Genomic DNA, 21,118 nt, shown 5'->3' on the forward strand with positions numbered 1-21,118 from the left:
AGGGGGGCTCAGGCTAGCAAGGCAGCCTGATCGAACGCGACGAATTCGCAGCCGTAGTGGTGTACCACATCATCGGCTGTGTTCACCAGTTGGTAACGCACTACGCGCACGCTGACCTCGAGCCTGGCCAGCGTGCCGAAGCTGAGGATGCCTCTGGGGAGCACCGTCCCGGCGGCCAGCATGGTGGTCCCCGGCGTGCGCGAGCGCAGTCCCACGCCGGAAGCCGATAAGTCGGCAATGTCCAGGATGAGCGTGGTGCCGTCGGGCAACCCGGCCTCGAACGTGTAGTTGTAGTCCAGCGTCTCTGCCCGGTAGTCGCGCCGCCGCTGCACCTGGGACAGCTTCTCCGGGAGTGGCAGGACGAATGCAGTAGCGCCGGCGAACACGCATCGCTTCGCCGCGCCCAGGGCAAGCGTGACCGATACATCGTCGAGCACGGTCGAAAGCTCGCTCTGCGCGCTGGCCAGTACCGCCTGGTTGTCGGATTCGCTCTCGCATCCCTCAAGCGTGAACTGGCGCGCTGCGACATCCACGAACAATACCCGCGAGCGCAGGGTGCGCCCATCCAGCAAGCGCAAGTCGAGGTAGCGCTCTTGCGTCGCCAGGACATCCAGCATGTCGTGGATCTCATCCTCAAGCGCGTGCTGGAATCCATCCGGTGACGGCGGGTTTATCGAAGCGGGATCAAGTCTGTTCATGGATTGGTGTGGCTGACAGGCAAAGGCGGCCGCAAGCATGGCTGCCAAACGTTGCCTAACGGCAGGAAACCGCAGATCTTTAGTCTGGGCGAGAGCGTGGGGGGATGCCTAAAGAACGTGCTCGCAATGCCGTTAGAGGCGTCGGCATGCAAACGAATGAACGAATAAACGAATGATGCAAAGCGGGGAAGCGCAGCAGAAGTGCAGCCTCGAAGCTGGAGGCGCGCAGCGTTGTCCGATCCAATATGCAGTATGCAATATCTAATGCCTTGAATGAGTGAGTTGCGATGAATCGTAGCGCGCGCGCCGCAATGTTCCCGGGTCACCCGGCACCACCACCATGGCCTCGGCAGCCATAGGCACGTCCTTGCCGTTTCCATTGGCGGCAAACGGCGATATCGAGCGGATCAGCGATCCGGACCAGGTACTTGAGATCCTGCAGGATCTGGTTCGCAAGCGCATCCGGCTCCATCTCCATCCTGCGCAGCAGTGCCGGGTGGCTTCGAGCTTTCTGTTTATCGACCCATCCAAAGGCACCTGCGTGCTTGCGTGGTGCCGCAATGGCGTGGAGCTGGAGGCAATCCTGAACGCCAGCGACATGGCGGCTTCGGCATCGATGGGCGACATCACGTTCCAGTTCCGCATCGCCTCCGCCGCCGTCACCCGTTTCGACGGCGGACCGGCGTTTCTCGCCCCCTATCCGACCGGGATCTATCAAGTCCCGCGCCGCAGGCATTTCCGCGTCCGCCCGCAGGCGGAGAAACCGTGCCGTTGCCAGATCCTGTTAAGCGACGGCCAGCTCGTGGAGATGGAAGTGGCCGACGTGTCGGTGTCCGGCGTGGGTTTGCGCTCCCGCAGTGTCGGCCCGCAGCGCTTGCCGGTCGGGACCTGGATCGCTGAATGCCATCTGGACCTTGGCGAGCTGGGCGGGTTGGGCCTGGCATTGCAGGTGGTGCGGCATCGAAAGGCTTGGCGCGGCGACGAGGCGCACCATCATTTTGGCTGCCGCTTTGGCCAGATGGATGTCCAGGCCGCGAAGTGGCTGCAGCGCGTTGTGTTTGCGCTGGAGCTGGCCGGCCGCGAGTAAGCAGGTAAGCCGGCAAGCAGGCTGCTCAGCCTCGCTGCGGCCATGGTTGAACATCAACTCATCCCTTGGCGGCATTGCGCACAAAGCGTTGCTCTGTCACGGCAGCCCCCCATTGCTCGCCTGGCGCCTCCTGCGCAAGTTGAAACCCGTGGGACTCATAGAGATGGCGCGCCGCGTCGAGGCCCTTGAACGTCCACAGGTAGGTTTGCCTGTAGCGTGCATCCGCGAAATCCAGCGCGCGTTCCAGCAACTGGCGTCCGACGCCAGTGCCGCGCAAGGCGTTGTCGACGATAAACCAGCGCAGGTGGGCAAGCCCGCCCGGCTCGCCATCGATGGCGATGCTGGCCAGCGACCGGCCGCCTTCCAGCCACAGCCACAGTTGCCTGTCCGGCGATGGCAGGCTGGCCGCGAAGCCAGCCAGCTCGGTGGCCACCTTGTTTTCGAAGAAGCTGCCGAAGCCCACCAGTTGCGAATAGAAGCGGGCATGCAGGCTGGCGATGTCGCCGATGCAGCCCGGCCGGTAACCTTCCTGGATCCCGCTGCCCACGCCGGCATCGTCCCCGGTGGTCTTTTGGGCGTTGTCCGCAGCAAGCGCATCCGCATAGATCGACAGGGACCGGACCAGCGCTTGCTGATCGGCCGGGGTGAGCCGCCGCAATGCGCTGGAGACCTGTTCCGTGGCAAAGCCATCGATCTGGTGGTGCAAGTGCCTGCCGGCGTCGGTCAGGTTCAGATGGGACGAGCGCGCATCATCGGTCGCGGCCGTGCGTACGACAAGACCCAACGATTCGAGCTTGGCGAGCTGCCGGCTTGTATTGGACTTGTCGAGCCGCAGGATACTGGCCAGATCGCGCGCCTGCAGCCCCGGCGCCAGCCCGATCTCGATGATGGCGTGCACCGCGGAGGGCGCAAGCTGGCTATCTGCCAGCGTGGTCCGCATGAAGCCGAGCTCGCGGACCAGCTTTCTGGAAAACACCCTGAGCGCGGCGATCGTGGCATCACGCGGCTCGGGCAGGGGCTCGACGATATCCATGGCGGCTCCATTGGTTGCGCATCGCAACCATAATAGTTGCGGATCGCAAGTTTTTCAAGGAACCCAGCTGGAGAGGCCCGCCTACGCCGGTCCGCGCAACAGCGGGGCCAGGGCCTGCGGCACCTCCACCTCGAACCGCAGCACCGCGCTGGCCAGCGCCTTGCCATAGTTGTCCAGTGCCAGGCTGCGCGACACGCCGCCGCCCAGTGCGCCATGCGCGACGAAGTTGAGCACTTGCAAGCCATCGGCTTCGAAGCGCTCGACCTTGCCGGCGACCACGCCGCCATACAGGCTCTTGAAGGCTTGGGCGGTGAGCTGCGCCTTGAGATACGGGTAGAACGCGGCGTCGTAGGCGATCACCGAGGTGTTCGAGATATCGCCCTTGTCGCCGGACCGCGTATGTGCCACGCGCCTTAGCAGAACTTTCATGGGATGTGCCTCACAGCGGATCAAAGGAAACGGATCAATGCAAACGGATCAAAGGAAATGGATCTTGGAACTGACCTGCGCGCGCGGCACCAGGGCCGACCACACGCCGATGATCTCGCGCGTGCGCTCCTGGTGCGGCACGCGCTTGCCGGTGGAGGCCAGGCCGCACACGGCCATGCTGTCGATCTCGCGGCCGACCTTGGCGGCTTCCGCGCGGGTGAGGGTGCGCGCGGCCAGGGGTCTGACCACGTTCAGAGACAAGGCTTTCTCGTAGGCGGAGACCGCTTCTGGCAATTGCCCCAGAATTTCATAGGCTTCTCCTCGCACGCGATGCGCAACGGCAGCCCAATCCGTCCGCTCGTGCGCACCTTCATCCAAGGCACTGTCGGCGGTGCTTAGGGCCTTTTCGGCGTTGTCTACTGTTGCATGCGTCGACAGCAGATCGCGAGCAGCCATCAGCTTTGTGGGGTAGTCCCCTTTTTCGAGGCGAGCCGCCTGAAGTGCGTAGGCGTCTCGGAACTCGCCGGCCGCAGAGTACCGAAAACGACCAAGCTTGCGATGCTCGACATCGACGCCCCGGAGGTAGCCTTCGGCATCGACTTCGAACGTGTACTGGTCTGCCCCCCCGCTTTCTGGTGCCACCGAGAATAGGACGCGACCGCGATCGATATCTAGAACTTCGAGCACATTGCCATCGTCACCAGCTACAGGGAGCTCATGCAACAGATTGTTATCTACCGAACCGCGCCGAAGCGCTACCAATCAGGCTGCAACCACATTCGCCCTTGTCGCCCGAGAGTGCACTGGGAATGCCGCCCATCTTTGGCCCGGAAGCAGTCGCAATTCGATTGATGCCGTGAGGCCGCCCATCTGGGTAGAGTAGTGGGCAAGACAACTGGTCGCCAAGTCGGGCAATTGGCCGGCCCTTTATCTTGTGCTGTGATGAGCCGGTCAAGACTTTGCCTCCGTGGTCGGTGTCATCCCCGACCGTGACCCATTCCTTCTTATCGCTCATCTCAAGATTCCCTGATCCAGGTCCACACGACCGCCGCTTCCATATCGAGATCACCGAAGCCAACGGATGGCATCCGGTCGCCAGCCTTCACTTGCACTGCGGCGACAGACTTGCGCACGGGCGCATCGGCGGGGATGCTTGCCGGCAAATTTTCCGCCGCCGACCAAATGCCGGTCTTGGGGCAGATGCCACGCGAGCGTGCCGAGAGGCGCATCGGCGCTTGCGATGCATTCAGCACGACGCCTTGACCTGGCCCGCCGCTGTTTTCGGTCGCGCCCACCCAGTACCAGATCACCTGGTTGCCCGCTGGGCTGCGCTCTGGCCCTGGCATGGGCTCGCCGGCGTTGATGTATTGCTTGCGTCCGGACAGGGCACGGGCCATCCACCAGCCCGAGCGCGGACAGGGCTTGCCCACGTAGGCCGGCAGCACGCGCTCGGGAGCGACGTCTTCGACGGATTCTGGGGTGCCGGGCGCCGATGGCGCCAAGCCGAGAACGGGTGAATCTAGGGGAGCGTCGCTGCCCGGCTGCATCCAGGCGGGCGGCCAGATGCCGGGCGCATCAAAGCGGCGCATCCACAGATTGCTGGTCTCGTGGCTAAAGCGTACCTCGCCCGCAATGGACCCGAAGGCAAAGCCGCCGATTTCTGGCGCCCGCACAGGTCTAAGCGCCGCGTTGACCTTCACATACAGCTCGGGGTACGGATCATCCTTGACCCAGCCCAGCTCGGGCCACTCACCCGCGCGAATGCCTACCCCGTGCTTGTTGGGCAGGAAAACAATGCGCGGATCTTCCAACTGCGCCCGCAACGCATCTGGCCCGCCCAGCTTTTCTATGACCCACTTGTCGTTAAGAAACGTGTACCAATTGATAGTCTTGATCCCAGCCATCAGATATTCGTCCGCGAGAAGGAAGCTCATGCGCGCCCCGGCATCCAGTCCAAGGAACTCCTGGGCCAACTCGAATTCCATGTGCTGATAATTTTCCTGTTCGTAGCAGGCCTGTACGCCCAGCCCGGCATAGCCATGCAGGGGCTGCACCGCATCGCAAATTTCCGTCAGGAACTGCTCGAACGTCGCGCGGCTACCTTTCTGCAATCGCTCGACGGGTAGAAAAAAGCACAGGGACGACATGGCCTTGTGAACGTTCTGATACCACGCCGCCCTGGAATAGGCGCTTATCAGATAGTCATCGGCGTAGGCGCTTCCCGGCCCGGACATCCACTTCAAATTCAGGGAGTTGTCGAGGTCGGCGACCGCACGCTTCAGGTAGTCAGCAGCCTTTTTCCTGCCGTTGTAGTCGTAAGGCGTATCGGTCTTGCTGTCGGCGATGATGCCCCAGCGTAGTCCATCGCCATACAGCTCGCAATAACGTTCAATGATGCGGCGCATGCCATCCCGCTTATTCCAGAGCGAGTTACCCATTTCGATAAAGAAGACCCCTACCAGGCCCACCTGTAGCACGTTCTGATCCGGCTCGTCCTCATCGCCGATGGTGAACGTCCAGCGCGCCGCTTCGAACTTCTCAAAAAAATCCATGTCAGGTTCCTGATATCAATCCGGCCAGTACAGGTACAACACCTTTTTGTCCAACTCCGTCTCACGAGGGGCGAACCGCTGGCTGGCCACCTGGGCCGCCAGCTTTTCGGTCATCGCCGCAGCGGCACTGCCCGGTACAAGCGGGCGAATGGCACGGGCAAAGGGGATGATCCTGGCGGTCTGGAGGGCTTCTGCGCCTCCCGCCGCAGCGGCTGCGGTCTCCCCGCTCGTGACAAGCCCGATGACCTCACCCGTAGCGGCCACCCCGAAGGTGCCGGCCCCAGCCACGAAGATTGCCGCCACAAAGAACGGTGCCGCGAGCGCCCCTTCCATCATCGCCCTGAGTTGCTTCTCCCGATACATTTGCTCGGCGATGCTTTGCTGCGATATCGGCTTCATGACCGGAGTGTTGGGCGGGATCGGCGCAGGCTGCATGACCCGCCGCACCTGATCGTGTTCGCTGTCGATTTCCCCGATCAGAAGCTGGTATTCGGAGAAGAACAGCATGTTGTTGTTTCGCTGCTGGGCTTGCTCGATGGCTTTGGATGCCGGCTTATAGACCGGCTCTTTCTTGCTGGCGCGAATCCAGTCACGCTCCTTGCGTCGCCGCATCGAACACACGCGCGTTTCCAGCAGGCGCAATCTGGTCATATGTGCGTTGCCAGCAATTTTTCGATAGTCGTCCACTTGCTCATCCGAGAATCGATCATTGGGAAACTTGATCTCGATAACGAATTCCAGGTTGTCCTGCCGATACTTGGCCGCACCATATTTGCTGAAATCCTGCACGCGCAACACGTCCGGGATACGTAACAGTCCATTGACCTTCTTTCCCGTCGCCACCGGTTTGCCATTGCGGACTCTCGGGTCTAGCGTGTCTTCCAGCTCATCCTTGCTGACCAAGGCGTCCTCAACCCGAAATTCCGTGGGTGCCTCAATGCCCGAATACGCCAGATAGGACCGGCGAATCTCGCTGTACTTGGACAGCGGAAACATCGATGGCCGAAAGGTCTCACCCTTACTCATGATGGCCGCTGGCGGGCTCTGCGTCATGTCGAAACCGACCTCTCCCTGATAAGGGAATTCGAAACCGAAATTCTTCGCGTCCTTGCGTACCAAGCGCGTCGTCTGCCGCTGATACATCGGCTTGCCGTTCTTGTCGTACAGCGGGTTCTTGGTTGCATAGTTGCACTTCTCACACAAGTACCAGAGGTCGACAGGGTCAGTCACCGGCATGACCACGCCGGTCGCCTCTGGTTTCGTCGTCGTGCGCATGCCAGGTTGAGCGCGGCCAGTTGTCCGTTTGGGTGGTTGAGCCATAAGGTTCAGTGGGTGGCGTTGGACTTCACGAAATCGAGTCGGTTGGTCGAAGACTCATCCCAATAAGCGCCGGGGATGATTTGCAGCCGCTTGGGGTCCGCCAGTGGCAGGGCCTGGACGGGTTGCGGATCGTCGGTGCGCATGATGCTGGTCTTCCCTGCGGCATCACTCTGGCCGGCCACGGTGGCGCCGTCTGGGGTCGTGATCTGGTAGGGATGTCCCGCCAACGGTTTGCCATTGGCCGCGTCACGTAGCACCATGTACTCCAGGTGCTTGCCCGTCACGGGTAGCGTCGGCAGCTTGCCATCTGCACGCTGCGGGCCTTCCCATTCGCTATCGGCGGCAAATACGATCCACTTGCCCGTGGTGGTATTCTGGATCCCGTCTGGGGTGATGCGGATTTCTGTTCCCTCCACGTGCAAACGGATGGCCTTACGTGCAATCACTTCCACGCTGTCATCGGTAGACATGATTTGCACAATCTTTTTGGCAACCAGTTCGATGGCGTCGTCCTGCGCCTGGATTTCCACCTTGCCGCGCCGCGCAAACAGCCGTATACCGCCCTTGTGAACCATCATCCGCAGGGTGTCGGCTACGCTCGCAAACCAGCTTTTTCCGGTGGCGATGGAGAGGTGCTCTCCCGTGGTCAATGCCGTATGGATGGCGCTGTGAATATGGGTGGAAGCGCCTGCCGTGGACAGCACGCCCGCGGGGCTGGCCACAACCATATGCGGCTCGGTGAACTCCTTCAGCTCGCCGCCGCCCGCGATTTCCGAAAGCTGCTGCTTGAGGGTGGAGTTCACTTGCTTTTGCTCGCCCGACTGAGCCTGTGCAGCATCTGCACTGTCGGCCATCGTGTTCGCCACGTCCAGGGCCTGTTGCATCTGCTGGATCACGTCGCGCACGTTCATCATGTCGCCTTCGGCCTGCGCACGGGAAAAGGTCGTCAGCAGCAGGCCCAGCGCGGCACGCACCGCTGCATGTCCGTCCGTGCGGGCTTCGAGCCCTTCGCCGCGCTTGGCTTTGCGTCCGCTTTGGTCTGGCACACCCCTGACGTGCCCGAGGTTAATCTGTGACAGCAGGAAGTCCGATGAGAGTTGCGTCTGGATTTCCTTGGAGGTGTTGTCGAACAGCAAGTGTCCCTGGTTTGCCCCGAGAATTTCCTTGGACCGCATGCCGGTCAGCGCCGACTGGTCGGGCAGATTCCAGGGCGTCATGTTCAGGGCGTTATAGCCACGCCCGACGATCACCGGACAATCCGGATCGTCGTTATAGAACATGACCATCACTTCTTCACCGATGCGCGGCACGCTGATGAAGCCAAAGCCGTTGCCGGCGTGAGCATAGTTGACCCGCATCCAAGGTGAGCTATCCGCGTCGAACCTGCCGACCCGGTCCCACGCAAATTGCACCTTGACGCGCCCGAACTGGTCCGTCCAGATTTCTGCTGCGGATTTCGGCCCCACTACAACGGCAGACACCGGCCCTTTGGCGCGCGGCTTTTCGATAGTTCGCTGGGGCCGGAACATCTCGGTGGAGGGTTGCGCCTCGAACTCGACCGAGCAATGCCACGCCTGCCGCGCGCCCGATTCCTCTCCCACTTCCCGAATCTCGGTCTTGGTCCGGATGACGAGATATTCGGCATTCAGCGCGGCGCGGGGATGGTTGGCAAGGTTGAAGGTGGTGCCGGTCGTCACGCCGCGCAGGAAGCCCTGCCCGAACCGTCGCCCCCCGAGGCAGCGCTCGGCCTGCATGCGGACGCGGGCACGCATGCCACCATCATCCTCGCTCGTGTTGAGGTAATCGCCCGGCCATTCATAGAGCTGGAAATTGGCGTGCGCCGTATCGCCCGGTGCGGCGTATCCGGTGGTCAGGTCGGCCTTTGGGCGCGTGAAATCGTAATCCTTCGTGACCCATTCGCCAGGGCGCAAGGACTCACTGGCAGCGAAGCGGGTCAGATGTTCCTCATCGACGCGCACGCCGGGCGGGAATAGGCGTAGCGTCCGATAGGCTTCACTGGCGTTCTGTTTATATGCACCCATGCCATCAACGATCACCATGCGGTGCCGGTCATCGCCGTGCTCCCAGAAGTGCGTGATTCCCCATTCCTGCATGAGGCGAACGACAAGGTCATAGTCGGTGGCCCCGGCTTGGCTCTGGTAGTCACGAATGGGGTAGTTCTCGGATAGCCGGTCATCCAGCGGAAACAGGTAGTCGGACAAGACTTCCTTGATGATCTGTGGCGCGGTCTTGCCGTGAAAGCGGCGGTGGTCGCTGGTGCGTTTGGCGAGGACCAGCCAGGGCTCGATGCGAAACTGGAAGCTCACGCGACGGTCGTCGGTGTCCAGCAGACGGGCCCGCGTGACGACACCGCTTAGGTATCGCTGGCCGGCCCCAATACCGCCAGCCATGCCTGTGCCGATGCCATCCAGCTCGATGCATACACCCATCTCCGTACCAACGATGGCCTGCAAATCCAGGTTCTGCGCCATGAGGCGGGCCTGGGGATCGTCTGGGCTTCGCGCGGTAATGTCATAGGCGTAGTCAGCCCCAAGGGTTTCCGTGCCGGCGATCGCGACGAAGGATAGGAGCGGTTCACCGGCTGGCAGACTGGGAAGCGAGGCGCTGATCAGCCGGACTGTGCGATGAGAAAAATAGCCAGACAGCAGGTCACGCGCAGGCATGCAGGTACTCCGTGGCAACGATGAGTTGGCCGCGAAACCTGCGCGCACAATGACGACATGCAGTTCGCGGGGACCCGTCAGGCTACCCCGGAGGGTCACCCGTAAATATCAGTCACGCTTCAAAAGCGGGGCATACCCATGCGGGTGGCCTCCTGAGATGAGGATTGCCGCAGGGCACCCGTGATACGCGTAAAGCAGCTTCTGCGGAGCGAAGGCGATGATATCCACTAAAAGTGCGTTAGAAGTGTCAAATATTGCAATATTTATAGAAATGCAAGGATTTCCAGAAAAATCTCAGTCATCATGCGGCACATTTTGCCGCTGCCAGCGGTGGCATGCGTGTGTGGCCCAGTGTTGGCGCATCCGAGCGACGCAAGCGGGGAACATGCTTCATAGCGAATCGTCTTGGTTGGATCGGCAAGGGGCCCTGTGGTCCCGGTGGTGCCGCGCGAGCTGCCGATGGCGCCGGCCGCACTGGCGGCGGGCGTCTCGCGCGTAGATCGCGGCAAGCTGCCTGCGGGCCGTTTGCTGACCGGCACGCTCGGGCGCGAAGACATCAATGATGGCTTCGGCCGGCAACGCACCGGGCAGGCGATCCGGCAGATGGTAACGATGGGGGACTAGGGCGGTGCTTGGCGGTAGCCGCGCTCAGTACCCTTGATATCCCTGGTACCCCTGGTATTGCGGCTGCGGCGCCTGCTGATAGTAATAGGGCGCCGGCTGCGGCGCGCATGGCACGTACGCGCGATCGTAATCCCGGTAGCAGTATCCCGGCGGCGGGCCATATGCCGGCTGGGGCGGCGCGGCGACAACGACCGGCTGGCTGGCCACGGCGGTACCGACGACTGCCAGCCCGACCAAGGCGCCGATGGCCAGCGCTACCGCGCCGGCGGAACCGCCACCGCCATGGTAGCCGCCATCGTGGTAGCGGTCGCGTGCCGAGGCAGGTCCTGCGGCCAGCAGCGCGGCGGCGATGAGGCCCGCGCCGATGACGCGGGTGGCACGATGGGTGTTGCGCATGGCTGACTCCTTGAGACGGCCAGCGAGGGCGGCTGGCCATGACGTCATCTTAGGGGTCAGGCGTCTGCGGAATAGTTTGGCGCGGTTAGCAGATGTAACGCCGATATCACCGTGAGCGCGCCGATCAGGGGGCGGGGCGCGGCGGCGGCGGGGGCGATTGCGGGGCTGGAGGAGGAGGCGGCGGCGCAGTGTCGGCGCCCGGGGCGGCCTGCGCCGGCGCCTTCTTGTGATGGTGCTTGTGCTTATGCTTCTTGTGGCGCGCAGGCTGGGCCGGCATGGGCGTTGCCGTGGCCCGCTCGCCCTGTGGCTGCTGCGGCTGGGGCGGTGCAAGCTGGGCGTGGGCGATGCCGCCCAGGGCAAGGGCGGCGGCCAGCGCGGCTGCCTTGAGGCTTGGAATTCCGGGTTTCATCGATGCTCCTCAAATAATAATCCGTCACAACAGTCACAATTATCCGCACCGTGACGGTGGATGCGGTATAGGACAAAGCCTGATTCGCGTATCGTCTTTGTGGCGCCCTGCATCAGATAGCGCTACTTAAGCGCCGCCGCCATCGTGCGGCACCGGCGTCATGCCGGCGCGGGACGCCGCCGGCGCGTTCCCGGCCCGGCCTTCATGCTGCCGGCCAAGCCACCATCCCAGCCACGCCCATCCCAGCGCCAGCGCAGCGCCGGTGAACGCCACCACGGCTGGGTGGCCGGAAAGCCCATCGATGGCGGTCTTGAACCACGCACTGACGGCATCGCCGGCGCGATAGACGGCGGTGTCGATCACATTCTTCGCCTTGTACTTGGTCTCGGCATCGACCACGGTAAACAGCATCTCCCGCCCCGGGCGCAGCAAGGCGTATTCCCCCACGCGGCGCAGGATCATCACGCCGGCCAGCACGCCGAAGGTGGGCCACAGCGCCAGCACCAGAAAGCCAGCCGCCACCGCCAGCGGCACCGCCGTGAGCAGGGATGTCACGCCATAGCGCCTGGCGATGCGCCCCGACAGGAACACCTGCACCAGGATGGTCAGCGCCTGCACGATCGCATCGATGGCGCTGAACACCTGGGTCTGCTGCGTGCGGTTGGGAAAGGTCTGCGCCATCAGCCTGGCCTGCTCGAAGTAGAGGAACGTGCTGGCCGTGGCCAGCAGGATCACGAACAGGCTGATGCCAAGCAGGTAACGGGACCGCGCCACCAGCGTCAGCCCCGCCCAGAGCCCGCCCCCGATGGGCCGGGCCGGGTCTTGTGCCGGCACCGGATCGTCCGCCACCGGCACGCCCGCGCCGGTGCGCTTGCGCCAGCCGAACAGGTAGCCCACGCCGGGCAGCGCGGCCGCGAGCAGCGCGGCCGACAGCACCATCAGCCCGGTCAGGCCGATGCGCGTCACCAGCCAGCCGCCCATCAGCGGGCCAGCCAGGCCGCCCGCGCTGGCGCCGGCGGCCAGCAGGCCGAACAGCCGGCGCGCCTGGCCGGGGCGGAACACGTCCGCCATCAGGCTCCACGCCACCGAGACCACGAACAGGTTGAACACCGATAGCCAGACGTAGAACACGCGCGCCAGCCAGATGTTGTCCGGCGCGCCGCGCGTGGCCACGGCAAAACCCAGCAGGTTGGCAATAAAGAACGCATAGACCCAGGGCACGAAACGCCGGCGGGGCAGCCGCGCGCTGCACAAGCCATAGCAGGGGATGGCCACCAGCATGACCACGAAGGTGGCGGTGAACAGCCATTGCAGGTTTTGCACGCCGCCGGCGATGCCCATGGTCTCTCGCACCGGGCGCAGCATGAAGTAGCTGGCGAACAGGCAGAAGAAGAACAGGAAGCCAGCCGCGACGGCGCTGCCTTCACCGGGCTGGATGCCAAGCCCGTGCCGGGTGGGCTGCCTGGCGTGCGCGGAGTTTGTGGGGTTTGCCATGATGGGTTCAGGCGGCCAGCAGCGCGGCAATGCGCTCGCGCTGGCGCGCATCGGGCATGCGGCCAAGGCCCGCGCCAAGGTTGTCCTGCATATTGCGGGGCTTGGCGGTGGCGGGGATCGCCGCCGTCACCGCGGGGTGGCTGACAATGAATTTCAGGAAGATCTGGCCCCAGGACGCGCAGTCGATCTCGCCGGCCCAGGGCGGCAGCGGCTTGTCCTTGACGGCGTGGAACAGGCGCCCGTCCTGGAACGGGCGATTGACCAGCACGGCCACGCCGCGCTCCTGGCACAACGGCAGCAGCGCGCGCTCGGCATTGCGCTCGGCCAGGGAATAGTTCAGCTGCACAAAATCCAGGCGCTCGCTGCGCACGATCTGCGCCAGCGCCTCATGCGCGTCCTCGCGGTAGTGGGTGATGCCGACATAGCGCGTCTTGCCCTGATCCTTCAGTTGGCGCGCGAAGCGCAGGTTGTCGCGCCAGTCGATCAGGTTGTGGACCTGTAGCAGATCCACGGTATCGCTATGCAGGTCGCGCAGCGACTGGGTCCATTGCGCCTGCGCCGCGCCGCCGGCCAGGCTGGATATCTTGGTGGCCAGGAAGACCTTGCCGCGGGCATTGGCGTCCCGCAGCAGGTCGCCGGTGACGCCTTGCGCGCTGCCATAGCTGGGCGCGGTGTCGATCACCGGGCCGGACGTTTGCAGCAGCAAGGCCAGGACCTCGGCCAGCGGGGCGCGTTCGGCGCGTTCGGTTCCCACGTCGAAGGTATTGGCCGTGCCCATGCCGATCACCGGCAGGGTTTCGTGGCCGCCGGGCAGTGCCCGGCGCAATGGCCCAGCAGCGGGCGGCGCCGCGAGCGTGCTGGCGGGCCAGGCGCCACGGCACAGGCTAAGTGCGGCGGCAAGGCGCGCGCCGTGGCCAAGAAAACGGCGTCTATCGGATGACATGACGATCTCCTTGCTGGCGGGCCCGGATTCTGGCGGCCGGGGCTGCGGCATTTAGTCACTGCGCACCGCGCAGTGGCCCGGCTAGCTTAAGCTGTTGCCCCGATCCGTATCATATTCTCACAGATAGGAATCTTGCCGCCATGGTCGCTCTGCTGGTTGCCTGCATCTACCTCTTGCTTGCCGGCGTGCATGTTTACTGGGCGCTTGGCGGGGGCCTGGCAAAGGATGCCGCGGTTCCCCGTGTGCCGCGCAAGGTAGCCGCCGGCGACATCGCGCCACCGGCAACGGCGAGCGCGATGGTGCCCGCCTTTACGCCCTCGCGCACGGGCACGCTGCTGGTGGCCGCTGGCCTGGCGGCGGTGGCCTTGATGGTGGGCGCGCGCGCCGGGCTGGCCACGGCGCCTTGCACCGGGCCGGTCCTGCAATGGGCCATCGGCCTGGTCGCGCTGGCCATGCTGGCCAGGGCGGTGGGCGATTTTCGGCTGGTTGGCTTCTTCAAGCGCATCACCGGCTCTTCGTTTGCCTGGCTGGATACGTGGGTCTATTCCCCCCTGTGCCTGACGCTGTCCGCTGGCCTGGCGTACGTGGCGATCCTCCCGCCCTGAGCGTCGCCGCATTCCTGGCAGCCGCCTGCGCCGTATCGCAAGAACCCCCGATTGCAAAATGAAGTGGCGCGTCTGACAATGCCCTGCACCAGAGGCCGGGCGCTGCCGCCACGGCCCATCCGGCGGGCCAGGCAGGCAACGAAAAAACGGGAGGCGGGAGACCACGATGCGCACCCAGGTCGCGATCATCGGCGCCGGGCCGGCAGGCCTGCTGCTGGGTCATCTGCTGCGCCGCGCCGGTGTCGATGCCGTGGTCATCGAGGACCGCAGCCGCCAGCACCTGGAAGGACGCATCCGGGCGGGCGTGCTGGAGCAGGGGACGGTCGACCTGCTGGTGGCATCCGGCGTGGGCGAGCGCCTGCAGCGCCAGGGCCTGCGCCACCATGGCATCGACCTGCTGTTCGACGGGGTCCGGCACCACATCGACCTGTCCGGGCCAACCGGCGGCCGCGCCATTACCGTGTATGGCCAGCACGAGGTGGTCAAGGACCTGATCGCCGCGCGCCTGGCGGATGGCGCGCCCATCTTGTTCGAGGCCAGCGGCGTGGCCCTGCATGGCGTCGACAGCAGCAAGCCCAGCGTCACGTTCACCCACGGCGGCAAGCGCCACACGCTGCATTGCGATTTCATCGCCGGCTGCGATGGTTTTCATGGGGTCTCGCGCGCGGCAATTCCGCCGGCTGCGCTGCAGGTGTTCGAGCGGAGCTATCCGTTTGCGTGGCTGGGCATCCTGGCCGAGGCCGCGCCCGCCGCGCAGGAACTGATCTACGCCAGGCATGCGCGCGGCTTCGCGCTGTTTTCGATGCGCTCGCCGCAGATCACGCGGCTCTACCTGCAATGCCGACCCGACGAGGATCTCGCCCAGTGGCCCGACGCACGGATCTGGCAGGAACTGCACGCCCGCCTGGAGACCGGCGACGGCTGGCGGCTCAACGAGGGCCCCGTGCTGCAAAAGGGCGTAACGCCGATGCGCAGCCACGTGGTGGAGCCCATGCAATATGGCCGGCTGTTCCTGGCCGGCGATGCCGCGCATATCGTGCCGCCTACCGGCGCCAAGGGCATGAACCTGGCGGTGGCCGACGTGCGCACGCTGGCGCGGGCATTGGCCGCGCACTATGGCGAACGCCGCGACGACCTGATGGCGTCATACTCCGCCACTTGCCTGCGGCGGGTCTGGCGCGCCGAGCATTTCTCCTGGTGGATGACCGCGTTGCTGCATCGCTTTCCAGGCCAGACCCCATTCATGGCGCGGCTGCAGCAAGCCGAGCTGGAATACGTTACCGCTTCGCCCGCCGCCGCCGCAACGCTCGCGGAGAACTATGTCGGGCTGCCGTTCGCCACCTTCGAGGGCCATTGAGTGCCCATCCCGATCGCCACACAGGAGATGTCATGACAAAGTTTGGTTGCCCGCCACCGTGGCCGGGGGAGGGCAGGCGATGATCGCCAGCTTCCTCGGCGTGCTGTTCGACGGGCTGGCCTATGGCTGCCTGCTGTTCCTGATCAGCGTGGGGCTGTCGGTGACCATGGGCCTGATGAATTTCGTCAACCTCGCCCACGGCGCATTTGCCATGTTCGGCGGCTACGTGGCGGTGGTGCTGATGACCCGGGCCGGCGTGCCTTTCCTGGTGACGCTGCCACTAGCCTTCGTGGGGGCTGCGGCAGTGGGCTGGCTGCTCGAGCGCACCCTGTACCGGCGGCTCTACGGCGCCAGCCATCTCGACCAGGTGCTGTTTTCGATCGGGCTCACCTTCATGGCGATCGCGGGGGCCACCTACGTGTTCGGGCCGGGCCAGCAGCCGGTGGCGCTACCCGCTTTCCTGCTGGGCCAGGTGCGCGTGGCGGGCCTGGACCTTGGGGCCTATCGCCTGTTCCTGATCGGCGTGGTGGTGGTCATCACCGCGGCGCTGGGCTGGCTGGTGGCACGCACGCGCTTTGGCGCGCAAGTGCGCGCGGCGGTGGACAACCAGCAAGCGGCGCGCGGCCTGGGCATCAACGTGGAGCGGGTATTCAGCCTGACCTTCGCGCTTGGGTCCGGGCTGGCCGGGCTGGGCGGCGGGCTGGGCATCGACGTGCTGGGGCTCGATCCGTCGTTCCCGCTCAAGTACATGGTGTATTTCCTGCTGGTGGTGGCGGTGGGCGGCGCGGGCACCATCCGCGGCCCGCTGGTGGCGGCGCTGCTGCTGGGCGTGGCCGATGTGGCCGGCAAGTATTACGTGCCGGCGGTAGGCGCCTTTGTCATCTATGCGCTGATGGTGCTGCTGCTGGTGCTGTTCCCGGCCGGCCTTTACGGGAGGCGGGCATGAGCGCTGTCGACGAGGTGCCGAACCGCGCGAGCGAGCGGCGCTTCCATCTGCCCGACGGGCGCTGGCACGTTGGCGAGATCGTGTTCTGGCTGGTGCCGGTGGCGGTGTTCTTCCTGCTGCCCGGCTACCTGATCCTTGGCAGCCAGGTGCTGATCACCGGGCTCTTCGCGCTGTCGCTGGACTTGCTGCTGGGCTACGCCGGGATCGTCTCGCTGGGGCATGCGGCCTTCTTCGGCCTCGGCGCCTACACTGCCGGGCTGCTGGCCGCGCATGGCTGGGGCGAGCCGGTCTCGGGCCTGCTCGCGGCCGGCGCGGTGGCCGGCCTGGCGGGTTGGCTGGCGAGTTTCCTGGTGGTGCGCGGCGGCGACCTGACCCGGCTCATGGTCACGCTGGGCATCGGGCTGATGCTGTTCGAGGCGGCTAACAAGGCAGCCTTCCTGACCGGCGGCGTGGATGGCCTGTCGGGCGTCACCATGGCACCGTTGCTCGGGCTGTTCGAGTTCGACCTGTTTGGCAAGACTGCCTACCTCTACAGCCTGGTGGTGACGTTCCTGTTGTTCGTGCTGGTGCGCAGGCTGGTGGCTTCGCCCTTCGGGCTGTCGCTGCGCGGCATGCGCGAGGGCGCGCGCCGCATGCCGGCGCTGGGTGTCGACGTGCCGCGCCGCCTGGGCGCGGTGTTCGCCGTGGCGGCGGCGCTGGCCGGCGTGGCCGGTGGGCTGCTGGCGCAGACGACGCAGTTCGTCGGCATGGATGTGCTGGGCTTCCCGCGTTCGGCGGAGTTGCTTGTGATGCTGGTGCTGGGTGGCGCGGGCCGCTTGTACGGCGCACTGCTCGGGGCGGCCGTGTTCATGATCGCGCAGGATGTGCTGGCAGGCATCAACCCGGTGTACTGGCAGTTCTGGATTGGCCTGCTGCTGGTGGTGATCGTGCTGTTTGCGCGCGGCGGGCTGATGGGCGCGCTGGATGCGCAGCGCCGCGCCATGCGCCGCAAGCCGGGAGGAGAGCGGCCATGACCAGGTTGCTGCGTACCGAGGGACTGTCCAAGTCCTGGGGCGGGTTTGCCGCCAACAGCGACATCTCCCTGCAGTTTCCGCCGGGCGCCCGCCATGCGCTGATCGGGCCTAACGGCGCCGGCAAGACCACCTTCATCAACCTGCTCACCGGCGCCTTGCCGGCCAGTAGCGGCAGCATCTGGCTGGGCGATGAAGACATCACGCAATTGCCCCAGCACGCACGGGTGCGGCGCGGCATGACCCGGACCTTCCAGATCAACACCCTGTTCCCCGGCCTGACGGTGCTCGAATCGGTGGTGCTGGCGGTGGCAGAGCGCAGCGGCGCCACCCGGATCTGGCATCGCACCGTGGCTTCGCAGCGGGCACTGGCCGACGAGGCCATGACGGTGCTGGCCAGCCTGCGCCTGGACACCGAGGCCGATACCGAGACGCGCAGCCTGCCATACGGCAAGCAGCGGCTGCTGGAAATTGCGCTGGCGCTGGCCACGCGGCCCGCCATCCTGCTGCTGGACGAGCCCGCGGCGGGCATCCCGTCCGGGGAGAGTGCCGAGCTGTTCGGCGTGATCGCGGGCCTGCCGCGCGATATCACCATCCTGTTTATCGAGCACGACATGGACCTGGTATTCCGCTTTGCCGAGCGCATCACGGTGCTGGTGGGTGGCCGCGTGCTGACCGAAGGCACGCCAACGGAGATCGGCGCCGATCCCCGTGTCAGGGAGGTATACCTCGGGGAGGCCGCCCATGACTGAGCTGCTGCGGGTGCAGGGGCTGAGCGCGGGCTATGGCGATGCCGTCGTGCTCGACGGCATCGACCTGGCGCTGGACGCCGGCGAGAGCCTGGCCTTGCTGGGCCGCAACGGGGTGGGCAAGAGCACGCTGCTGATGACGTTGATGGGCCTGACCCGGCAGCGGCGCGGCAGCCTGTCCTGGCGAGGGCGCGACCTGGCGCGGCTGGCGGCGCACCAGCGCGCCGCCGCCGGGCTGGGATGGGTGCCGCAGGAGCGCTGCATGTTCCCGTCCCTGACCGTGGAGGAACACCTGACGGCGGTGGCGCGCCCCGGCCACTGGAATGCCGCTCGGGTCTATGAAGTCTTTCCCCGTCTGCAGGAACGGCGCGCAAACTTGGGCAACCAGTTGTCAGGGGGCGAACAGCAGATGCTGGCCATTGGCCGGGCGCTCATGGTAAACCCGTCCCTGCTATTACTCGACGAGCCGATGGAGGGATTGGCGCCTATCATTGTTCAGGAATTGCAGCATGTGATCCGCCGCTTGATCGAGGAAGGCGGCATGGCTGTGATCGTGGTGGAGCAGCACGCTCGCCTGGCGCTTGGCATGACGCGGCGCGCGATGGTGCTCGATCGCGGCAGGGTAGTGTTTGAGTCGACCAGCGCGGAACTGCTGGCGGACAAGGGCAGTCTGGACAGGTTGCTGACGGTCGCCTGAGCCCATCCCCGGTATAGTCAACCGACAGCAGGCGATAGACAGCGAACGTTGGCGGCCGTTGGCGGCAACACCGCGTACGGCCAGCGGGCAGTGCTCATTTTTCGCAGGCGGGTAGTCACGGGGAACTATGGAAACCCATGAGCAGAATCGGCTCGTCAACGCCTATATCCAGCGTTACAGTCGCTACGACCCGGCCATTGGCCGGCACGAGGTCCGCTCGTTCTGGGTCTGGCAGGCTTGCGACTGGCTCGGCGTCAACGACCCGGAAGGGTTATGGTGGCTGGTGCTGGAAGTCCTGGCCCGCACCGACAGTCCCCGCGTCCTTGGCGCGCTCGCCGCCGGCGAGCTCGAAGACCTGATCGAGTACCACGGCCCGGCCTTCATCGGCCGCATCGAGCAGGAGGCCGCGCGCGCCCCGCGCTTCCGCCGCCTGCTGTGCGGCGTCTGGCGCAGTTCCACACCCGAGGTCTGGGCGCGGGTGCTGGCCGCCAGCGACAGCAACTTCAACGAAGTGCCGCAGCGCGCGATGTGGATATGCTACGAGCAGCGTGGCTGGGATGCGCAGGGCGCGGCGGCGCAGCCCGATGCCGAGGCTGGCGTGTCCCGCGAGGCCCACAGGCAGCCCGCCCGTGTTGTGCCATCACCAGCGCCATCACCAGCGCCATCACCAGCACCATCACCAGCACCATCGCGGCTCCGGCAGCGTGAAGGCGCGATGCACGCAGACTCGCCGCATCACGCCGCCTGGCCTACTTCCCCGGATCCTTGACGTTGTCGAACTTGTCGAATTCCACGTTGTAGAGTTCGCCGCCAACCTTTTCCACACGCCGGATGTAGACGGTCTGGACCACGTCGCGGGTGTCCGGGTCGATCATGATCGACCCGCGCGGGCTGGCGATCTTCATGCCCTTGAGCGCCGCGACGAACTTGTCGCCGTCGGTGGCGCCGCCGGTCTTCTTCAGCGCGTCGTAGATCGCGCGCATGCCGTCATAGGCAGCCACGGCCATGAAGTTAGGCCGCCCGGCGCCGGGGTTGGCTTCGGCAAAGGCTTTCAGGAAGGCCTTGTTTTCGGGCGAATCGTGCGCCATCGAGTAATGGAACGACGTGATCACGCCCAGCGTGGCGTCGCCCATGGCCGGCAGCACGTGGTCGTCGGTCAGGTCGCCGGTGGCGATCACGCGGATGCCGGCCTCGGCCAGGCCGCGCTCGCGAAAGCCCTTCATGAATGCCACGCCTTGCTCGCCGGCGGGCAGGAACAGGAACACCGCCTCCGGCTTGGCATCCTTGATGCGCTGGATGAATGGCGCGAACTCCGGGTTGCGCAGCGGCACCCGGATCGATTCGACCACCTGTCCGCCGCCGCCGATGAAGTTGGTCTTGAACGCGCTCTCCGCGTCGATCCCCGGCGCGTAGTCCGCCACCAGCGTCACTACCTTGCGCACCTTGTTCTTGATGGCCCAGGTGGCCATCGGCGCCGAGATCTGCGGCAAGGTCATCGACACCCGCGCGATATACGCGGATTTGGTGGTGATCGAGGATGACGCCGCGTTGAAGATCACCATCGGCTTCCTGGCCTGCTCGGCAATTGGCGCCACCGCCAGGGCCTCGGGCGTGAGGCCGAAGCCGGCCAGCACGTCGACCTTGTCGCGCACCACCAGCTCCTGCGCCAGCCGCTTGGCCACATCCGGGGCCGGGCCCGTGGTGTCTTTGCTGATGATCTGCACCTTGCGCCCCGCCACGGTATCGCCATTGAGCTTCTGGAACGCCTTGATGCCGCCTTCCATCTGCTTGCCATAGTCGGCAAAGCTGCCCGAGAAAGGCGCGATCAGCCCGATCTTGACGGGATCCGCGGCGTGGGCGAGCGAGGGCGCCACGGCAAGCACGCTGCAGGCCGCGAGGGCACGCAGCAAGGGGGCAAAGGTCATCGATGGTCTCCTGGTCGAGTGCGCTCTGGTCCCGGGGAAGGGGTCGGGCGGGTGCTGGCGCGGGGCACTGGCAGAGGAGTTTAGGGGGCGGGGCGGTTTGGTGCAATCGGGGCTTGCGCAAAGGGCGGCGGGCAGCCACGCGCATTCGCTATAGAATGCG

21 protein-coding genes and 1 pseudogene are annotated in these 21,118 nt (G+C 65.2%); 9 read left to right on the forward strand and 13 right to left on the reverse strand.

Annotation, left to right across the window (positions count from 1 at the left end; genetic code table 11):
• Positions 1 to 8: 8 nt before the first annotated feature.
• Positions 9 to 617, reverse strand: coding sequence for a flagellar brake protein (locus tag ACX12D_RS24375; protein WP_459376028.1), 609 nt, complete (start codon positions 615 to 617; stop codon positions 9 to 11).
• Positions 618 to 1,065: 448 nt separating this feature from the next.
• On the opposite strand from ACX12D_RS24375, the gene ACX12D_RS24380 reads away from it, so the two are divergent.
• Positions 1,066 to 1,785, forward strand: coding sequence for a flagellar brake protein (locus tag ACX12D_RS24380; RefSeq protein WP_459376029.1), 720 nt, complete (start codon positions 1,066 to 1,068; stop codon positions 1,783 to 1,785).
• A gap of 58 nt (positions 1,786 to 1,843) precedes the next feature.
• On the opposite strand, the gene ACX12D_RS24385 is transcribed toward ACX12D_RS24380, so the two are convergent.
• From ACX12D_RS24385 to ACX12D_RS24415, 7 genes and pseudogenes are all read right to left on the reverse strand, one after another.
• Entirely contained in the window at positions 1,844 to 2,818 is a 975-nt protein-coding gene (locus ACX12D_RS24385; RefSeq protein ID WP_459376030.1) for a bifunctional helix-turn-helix transcriptional regulator/GNAT family N-acetyltransferase, read from the reverse strand.
• Positions 2,819 to 2,899: 81 nt separating this feature from the next.
• Positions 2,900 to 3,247, reverse strand: a complete 348-nt coding sequence (locus tag ACX12D_RS24390; RefSeq protein WP_459376031.1) for an AtuA-related protein — start codon at positions 3,245 to 3,247, stop codon at positions 2,900 to 2,902.
• Between the two features lie 48 nt (positions 3,248 to 3,295).
• Positions 3,296 to 3,484 (reverse strand): annotated as a pseudogene (locus ACX12D_RS24395) (acyclic terpene utilization AtuA family protein); the annotation flags it as partial.
• Between the two features lie 493 nt (positions 3,485 to 3,977).
• Positions 3,978 to 4,262 carry a PAAR domain-containing protein gene (locus tag ACX12D_RS24400; protein ID WP_459376032.1) on the reverse strand — a complete coding sequence of 95 codons (285 nt, stop codon included), beginning with the start codon at positions 4,260 to 4,262 and terminating at the stop codon, positions 3,978 to 3,980.
• 1 nt (position 4,263) lies between these two features.
• On the reverse strand, positions 4,264 to 5,799 hold the full coding sequence (locus ACX12D_RS24405) for a type VI immunity family protein (RefSeq protein ID WP_459376033.1): 1,536 nt from the start codon (positions 5,797 to 5,799) through the stop codon (positions 4,264 to 4,266).
• Between the two features lie 15 nt (positions 5,800 to 5,814).
• On the reverse strand, positions 5,815 to 7,074 hold the full coding sequence (locus ACX12D_RS24410) for a VRR-NUC domain-containing protein (protein ID WP_459376034.1): 1,260 nt from the start codon (positions 7,072 to 7,074) through the stop codon (positions 5,815 to 5,817).
• 50 nt (positions 7,075 to 7,124) lie between these two features.
• Positions 7,125 to 9,803 (reverse strand): type VI secretion system Vgr family protein, encoded by a 2,679-nt coding sequence (locus tag ACX12D_RS24415; RefSeq protein WP_459376035.1) that lies wholly within the window; start codon positions 9,801 to 9,803, stop codon positions 7,125 to 7,127.
• A 429-nt stretch (positions 9,804 to 10,232) separates the two neighbouring features.
• On the opposite strand from ACX12D_RS24415, the gene ACX12D_RS24420 reads away from it, so the two are divergent.
• Positions 10,233 to 10,427, forward strand: coding sequence for a hypothetical protein (locus ACX12D_RS24420; protein ID WP_459376036.1), 195 nt, complete (start codon positions 10,233 to 10,235; stop codon positions 10,425 to 10,427).
• A 24-nt stretch (positions 10,428 to 10,451) separates the two neighbouring features.
• Here ACX12D_RS24420 and ACX12D_RS24425 read toward each other — a convergent pair whose 3' ends face one another.
• The 4 genes from ACX12D_RS24425 to ACX12D_RS24440 form a co-directional block, all read right to left on the reverse strand.
• Entirely contained in the window at positions 10,452 to 10,823 is a 372-nt protein-coding gene (locus tag ACX12D_RS24425; protein ID WP_318234859.1) for a mechanosensitive ion channel protein MscS, read from the reverse strand.
• A 124-nt stretch (positions 10,824 to 10,947) separates the two neighbouring features.
• Entirely contained in the window at positions 10,948 to 11,232 is a 285-nt protein-coding gene (locus tag ACX12D_RS24430) for a hypothetical protein (RefSeq protein WP_459376037.1), read from the reverse strand.
• 126 nt (positions 11,233 to 11,358) lie between these two features.
• Positions 11,359 to 12,726, reverse strand: a complete 1,368-nt coding sequence (locus ACX12D_RS24435; RefSeq protein WP_459376038.1) for an NTP/NDP exchange transporter — start codon at positions 12,724 to 12,726, stop codon at positions 11,359 to 11,361.
• Positions 12,727 to 12,733: 7 nt separating this feature from the next.
• Positions 12,734 to 13,669 carry an aldo/keto reductase gene (locus tag ACX12D_RS24440; protein ID WP_459376039.1) on the reverse strand — a complete coding sequence of 312 codons (936 nt, stop codon included), beginning with the start codon at positions 13,667 to 13,669 and terminating at the stop codon, positions 12,734 to 12,736.
• A 140-nt stretch (positions 13,670 to 13,809) separates the two neighbouring features.
• On the opposite strand from ACX12D_RS24440, the gene ACX12D_RS24445 reads away from it, so the two are divergent.
• The 7 genes from ACX12D_RS24445 to ACX12D_RS24475 all read left to right on the forward strand — a co-directional run bounded on the left by ACX12D_RS24445 (position 13,810) and on the right by ACX12D_RS24475 (position 19,802).
• On the forward strand, positions 13,810 to 14,274 hold the full coding sequence (locus ACX12D_RS24445; RefSeq protein WP_459376040.1) for a DUF3995 domain-containing protein: 465 nt from the start codon (positions 13,810 to 13,812) through the stop codon (positions 14,272 to 14,274).
• 166 nt (positions 14,275 to 14,440) lie between these two features.
• Complete coding sequence (pobA, locus tag ACX12D_RS24450) at positions 14,441 to 15,631, forward strand: 4-hydroxybenzoate 3-monooxygenase (protein ID WP_459376041.1); 1,191 nt, start codon at positions 14,441 to 14,443, stop codon at positions 15,629 to 15,631.
• Positions 15,632 to 15,710: 79 nt separating this feature from the next.
• Positions 15,711 to 16,577, forward strand: a complete 867-nt coding sequence (locus ACX12D_RS24455; RefSeq protein ID WP_459376042.1) for a branched-chain amino acid ABC transporter permease — start codon at positions 15,711 to 15,713, stop codon at positions 16,575 to 16,577.
• Positions 16,574 to 17,590 carry a branched-chain amino acid ABC transporter permease gene (locus ACX12D_RS24460; protein WP_459376043.1) on the forward strand — a complete coding sequence of 339 codons (1,017 nt, stop codon included), beginning with the start codon at positions 16,574 to 16,576 and terminating at the stop codon, positions 17,588 to 17,590. The genes ACX12D_RS24455 and ACX12D_RS24460 overlap by 4 nt, the downstream gene beginning before the upstream one ends.
• On the forward strand, positions 17,587 to 18,339 hold the full coding sequence (locus ACX12D_RS24465) for an ABC transporter ATP-binding protein (protein ID WP_459376044.1): 753 nt from the start codon (positions 17,587 to 17,589) through the stop codon (positions 18,337 to 18,339). The genes ACX12D_RS24460 and ACX12D_RS24465 overlap by 4 nt, the downstream gene beginning before the upstream one ends.
• The gene (locus tag ACX12D_RS24470; protein ID WP_459376045.1) at positions 18,332 to 19,033 is read left to right on the forward strand and encodes an ABC transporter ATP-binding protein; all 702 of its coding nucleotides are present in this window, start codon (positions 18,332 to 18,334) and stop codon (positions 19,031 to 19,033) included. The genes ACX12D_RS24465 and ACX12D_RS24470 overlap by 8 nt, the downstream gene beginning before the upstream one ends.
• A gap of 127 nt (positions 19,034 to 19,160) precedes the next feature.
• Complete coding sequence (locus tag ACX12D_RS24475) at positions 19,161 to 19,802, forward strand: DUF6869 domain-containing protein (RefSeq protein ID WP_459376046.1); 642 nt, start codon at positions 19,161 to 19,163, stop codon at positions 19,800 to 19,802.
• Here the strand turns inward: ACX12D_RS24475 and ACX12D_RS24480 are convergent.
• Positions 19,783 to 20,958, reverse strand: coding sequence for an ABC transporter substrate-binding protein (locus ACX12D_RS24480; protein ID WP_459376047.1), 1,176 nt, complete (start codon positions 20,956 to 20,958; stop codon positions 19,783 to 19,785). The genes ACX12D_RS24475 and ACX12D_RS24480 overlap by 20 nt on opposite strands.
• Between the last annotated feature and the right edge of the window lie 160 nt (positions 20,959 to 21,118).

This window comes from Cupriavidus sp. PET2-C1, from assembly GCF_054515855.1.